This window comes from Chlorobium phaeovibrioides (assembly GCF_003968655.1).
Taxonomy (GTDB): domain Bacteria; phylum Bacteroidota; class Chlorobiia; order Chlorobiales; family Chlorobiaceae; genus Chlorobium; species Chlorobium phaeovibrioides.
Genome location: NZ_RXYK01000031.1, coordinates 1 through 5,084, shown reverse-complemented (window position 1 = coordinate 5,084; position 5,084 = coordinate 1). Strand labels below are relative to the sequence as shown.

Annotated in this window: 5 protein-coding genes; all 5 read left to right on the top strand. The window is 49.5% G+C overall.

What is annotated here, in order from left to right; genetic code table 11:
* Positions 1–228: 228 nt before the first annotated feature.
* Positions 229–2,109, top strand: coding sequence for a DUF262 domain-containing protein (locus tag EKD02_RS09670; RefSeq protein WP_126385289.1), 1,881 nt, complete (start codon positions 229–231; stop codon positions 2,107–2,109).
* 65 nt (positions 2,110–2,174) lie between these two features.
* Entirely contained in the window at positions 2,175–3,107 is a 933-nt protein-coding gene (locus EKD02_RS09665; RefSeq protein WP_126385287.1) for an ADP-ribosylglycohydrolase family protein, read from the top strand.
* Entirely contained in the window at positions 3,104–4,084 is a 981-nt protein-coding gene (locus EKD02_RS09660) for a calcium/sodium antiporter (protein WP_126385285.1), read from the top strand. Before EKD02_RS09665 ends, EKD02_RS09660 begins: the two co-directional genes overlap by 4 nt.
* Before the next feature lie 148 nt (positions 4,085–4,232).
* Positions 4,233–4,517 (top strand): hypothetical protein, encoded by a 285-nt coding sequence (locus EKD02_RS09655; RefSeq protein ID WP_126385283.1) that lies wholly within the window; start codon positions 4,233–4,235, stop codon positions 4,515–4,517.
* A 307-nt stretch (positions 4,518–4,824) separates the two neighbouring features.
* On the top strand, positions 4,825–5,084 hold a 260-nt coding region (locus tag EKD02_RS09650; protein WP_148102967.1), incomplete at its 3' end, for an arsenate reductase ArsC.

The following is a 5,084-nucleotide window of genomic DNA, read 5'->3' as shown; positions in this document are numbered from 1 at the left end:
CATCAGTCTCTGGACTACAGCACTCCGGATGAAGTGTATCGTTCAGGCCAAGGCGGCGGGGCCCACATCGTTGACAAGTACCGGCTCAAAAACGACCCACAGGAAGAGGTAAATGAACAAGAGGGGCAGCGCCTTTCCGCTGCATAACCAGCAGGTTTCCAACTTAAACTCAGGCCCTTTTTGTCTATAGGACGGGGTCCACTAAAGATATCTAAATGGAGCTGATTTATGGCAGGTGAATATGAAAGAGCAATTAGCATCAAGGAAGCGATTGATGCGATAAATAACCGGGACTACCTATTGCCAGCTATTCAGCGCAAATTTGTATGGAGCAGTCATCAGATCTGCGTTTTGTTCGATTCGATCATGCGCGGATATCCTATCAACACGTTCATGATGTGGGAAATCAAAAGCGACCACATCAAAAACGAATATAAATTTTATGAGTTTTTGAAGTATTACTGCCAGAGGTTCAATGAAGAGAATCCATACGTAAAGACCAGCGCCAGCTTCAAAGATTTCAAAGCTATAATCGATGGCCAGCAAAGGCTGACATCCTTGTACATAGGTTTGTGCAGTACATATGCATATAAGCAGCCTCGGGTTTGGTGGCCGGGAACCATGGATGAAAACATATTGCCGCCGAGAAAGCTGTATCTCGATCTCAAGCAGTCAGTGATTTCAGACGATGATGATTCGCTAATGAAATACAATTTCCGGTTCCTGACAGAAAAACAATATCAGGATTCATTGCCTGAACCAAAAGAGCATCACTGGTTCTGCTTGCACAAGATTTTAGAATTTCCACAGGTTGATGGAGGGAGCCAGATATGGAACAAAGTCGTAAGACCCTTTCTTGACTCTGTTGGCTTATCCGATAACGAATTTGCTCAAGAGACCCTCTCTCAACTCTACGATGTGATCAGGGCGCAGAAGATTATCCATTATTTCAATGAAACCAGTCAGGAGATTGATCACGTACTTGATGTTTTTATTCGAACCAATAGCGGCGGAACCAAGCTGGCGTTTTCAGACTTACTAATGTCGATCGCTGTTGCAAACTGGGATGGGGATTTTCGTCAAGAGCTTGATAATTTGACAAATCATATCCATCAAAGCATTGACATGGGATTTTACATTGAGCGGGATTGGATTCTAAAAACCTGCTTAATGCTTACTGATGCGGATGTCCGCTTCAAGGTCAAAAATTTCAAGGCTGAGCAGGTGAAGAAAATTCAGTCCGAGTGGCAATCTATAAAAGACTGCATCAAGGCCACTTTCCTTCTTGTGCGTCGTCTTGGCATTAACCCACAATCGTTGACCTCCAAAAATGCCGTGATTCCAATTTGCTTCTATCTGTACAAGCAAAACGAAGACAGTCGACCTTTATACCGCGACATCAATAACTTGGCCAAGTGTCATGAGCAACGATCGAAGATCAGCCAATGGTTTTATATGGCCTTGCTCAAAGGAGTTTTTGGCGGGCAAGCGGATTCAATTCTGACAAGTATGCGCGACGTTTTACGGAACAACATTCAAAAAACAGCATTTCCTTTGGAAGCGATTATCGAGCGATATAAGGCCACGAACAAAGACCTACGTTTCGATGATGACTACATTGACAGTCTGCTGGACATTCAGCATGGAGAAGGCCGTTGCCGAGCACTTCTACACCTTCTTTTCCCTGAAATGAGTTCGACCGAGGTCTTCCACATTGACCATCTGCATCCCCGTAGTGCTTTTGAAAAAAAGGCGCTCAAGTCGCACAACTTCCTCCAAAGTGACGAGACGCTACTTGGATTTTTCTCTGATGAAGGACATTGGAATTCCATGGCAAATCTTCATTTGCTCAACGACTCGCAGAATCTCTCAAAGAACGACAGACCTTTGTCCGAATGGCTCAATGACCCGAATGTAAACCTGCGAGCACAGGATCTACTTGTTGAAGGAATCGGCTTGGAGTTTGAGGCATTCAGGGAATTCTATGAGAAGCGTAGGTCAAACTTGAAGGAAAGGTTGAAAAGCCGGGTTTTCATGTCAACGCAACTGCCATTGTCTCCAACAGTTGAAGACTCGGATGAGGAAGTGGTTGAGGAAACAAATGCCTGAATTTTATGGCCAATGGGTGGTGAGACTCTTGACGGAAAATATAGCACGAGAGGAAAGACGTAAACTTGGAAACTAAACGATCCAGAGCCCAAGGATGCCTGCTTGGCCAGTTTGCCGGTGATGCGCTGGGAAGTCTGGTTGAGTTTCAGTCCCCGGATGAGATCCGGCGCAGCTACCCTGATGGTGTCCGGGAGCTGGCGGATGGCGGCACATGGAATACCATTGCGGGTCAGCCAACGGATGATTCAGAGATGGCTCTGCTCCTTGCCCGGATGCTCGTGAAAACCGGTTCGTATGATCCGAAGGCAGCACGGAAGGAATATCAATACTGGCTGAATTCCGATCCATTTGACTGCGGCATGACCATTTCGGCCGGGCTGCGTGGAAATCCAAATCCGGACAGTCAGGCCAATGGAGCGATGATGCGTGTCAGCCCGATCGGCATTTTCGGGGCCGGATTTGAACTGAATCAGGTGGCCGAATGGGCCATGCAGGATGCAGCGCTAACCCATCCAAACCTGATCTGCCAGCAGGCGAACGCGCTGTTTGCCATGGGCATTGCCCACGCCATTCAATCCGGCTGCGATCGCAAGGAGCTATACCAAAGCATCCGACAATGGGCCGTCGCCATGACCGTTGAACCCGCTTTGCTGGAGACCATCGACAAGGCAGCCGATACGCCACCAGCGGACTATGTCCACCAGCAGGGCTGGGTGTTGATAGCTCTTCAGAATGCCCTGTATCAGCTGCTCCATGCGCCAAGTCTTGAGAACGGTGTTGTCGACACTATCATGCGCGGAGGTGACACCGACACCAACGCGGCCATTTGTGGGGCGCTGTTAGGCGCTGTGTGCGGTCGGGAGTCGATTCCGACCCAGTGGCTCGACTCCCTGCAGAACTGCCGCCCAGAGGCCGGACATCCGCGAGTACGCCACCCACGCCCGGAATGCTTCTGGCCGGTGGATGTATTGGAACTGGCAGAGAGGTTACTCGTATGATGCTGGCGATTGCGGCTTTAATAGCCGGTCTGGTGCTTCTGGTATGGAGCGCAGACCGTTTTGTGGAAGGTTCCGCTTCCACTGCACGTCATTTCGGCATGCCGCCGCTGTTGATTGGTATGGTGATCGTTGGCTTTGGAACATCTGCTCCGGAGATGGTTGTTTCCGCTTTGGCTTCGATCGATGGGAATGCGGGAATTGCCCTTGGAAATGCCTATGGCTCAAACATCTGCAACATCGCTCTGATTCTTGGGGTATCCGCCCTGATCAACCCGATCATGGTTCACTCTACGGTATTGCGCAAAGAACTACCCATACTGACACTCGTGACCATTCTCACCGTGGGTCTTCTCGCAGATCTCGATTTATCACGGCTCGATGCCGTAGTCTTGCTTCTGGTATTTGGTGGGCTGATGGCATGGACCATAATTCAGGGCTTGAAACGAAAAACGGATACGCTGGCCAAAGAGGTTGAGTCTGAAACCGCTGAAAAAGAAATGCCGATTAAGCGAGCTGTTTTCTGGCTTGTTGCCGGGTTGCTGCTGCTCATTGCCAGTTCCCGAATCCTCGTATGGGGAGCAGTTGAAATAGCACAGATATTCGGTGTCAGCGACATGATCATCGGTTTGACGATTGTTGCAGTGGGCACCTCTTTACCGGAACTGGCTTCGTCCGTCATAGCGGTCCGCAAGGGTGAGCATGATATCGCTCTGGGGAATGTGATAGGCTCAAACCTGTTCAATACGCTGGCCGTTGTGGGTATTGCCGGTTCGATTCATCCTTTTGCAGTGGAGCCGGAAACGCTCTCCCGGGACATGGCAGTGATGGGAGCCTTGACCGTTTCACTTTTCCTGATCGGATATGGGTTCAGAGGTCGTCAGGGGCGCATCAATCGCTTTGAAGGCGCAGCTCTTTTGCTGGTTTATGTGGCATATACTGCATGGCTGATCAGCACTGTACTGGTGGTTAAGACATGAGTTGTAAAACACACCGCCGGGTGTTCAATCGGGAATCGAACCCACGTCCGTTCTCTGTTTCGGGAAAATGTAGAGAATTAAATTTCTCTCGGTGTCCGGCAGACTGAAGGGTTTTGATGTGTGGTAAGGTGTTGAATAAGAAGGATTTATGGATATGATTTGGTTTGGAGAACGAATTGGGGTAAGGCTCCGTGTCCTCCACCATTTTGAAAATGACAACCCGTCTCTCCAGAGTGATTCTCTGGGTAGACAGGTTTTCTTTTTCCCCTTGTTTTCAAAGGTTTTCGGCTGTTTTGACATCGTCCGGAACCTCTCTCTTGAAGAGGAACACTACCATTCACGCATCGGATATGTGACCCTGGAACAGATGCATCAGGACCTTGCAGCAGGGATTATTGCGAGCTTGGCTGATTTAAGATTGAAGCACCCGTAACAACAATCTCAAGGGAGAGTAGGGAGTGTATTCGAGAAAAACACAAGGGGGCGATCATCCAGGGGGAGAGATAACCGGAAGGGTGTAGATACAGTGGGGGAACCAGCGCCATCGTTCAAAAAGCTGCAGATCGGTTGCCATTGCTGATACTACGCACCAGGGCCTGCCATGAAGCCGCAGGAGCTACGCTGGCTTGCATCCCTGACCCGAAGCAATTGTTACATTCTTGCAAGACCAGCAGATAGTATTGAGCGGGAGCGGTATCTTATTTTTTCAAATTTTCCTTGAAACCAACCTACCGACGAGCATGGACAAGAAGAAGACCGTTCTCATCCTCTGCACTGAAAACACTGCCCGCAGCCAGATGGCTGAAGGGCTCCTCCGCAACATGGCAGGAGACCGTTTCGAGGTCCTCAGTGCCGGCACCCAGCCCGCCGATGCCGTTCATCCTCTTGCCTTCAAAGCCATGCAGGAAATCGGGATCGATATCAGCGGCCAGCACCCGAAAGACATAGCGACCTACCTCGGCAAGACCTTCGTACACTACCTCTTAATCGTCTGCAGCAA

Bases quoted from the DNA above. Each gene is read 5' to 3' on its own strand.
- EKD02_RS09670 (WP_126385289.1), top strand. From the start codon at position 229: ATGGCAGGTGAATATGAAAGAGCAATTAGCATCAAGGAAGCGATTGAT.
- EKD02_RS09660 (WP_126385285.1), top strand. From the start codon at position 3,104: ATGATGCTGGCGATTGCGGCTTTAATAGCCGGTCTGGTGCTTCTGGTA.
- EKD02_RS09655 (WP_126385283.1), top strand. From the start codon at position 4,233: ATGGATATGATTTGGTTTGGAGAACGAATTGGGGTAAGGCTCCGTGTC.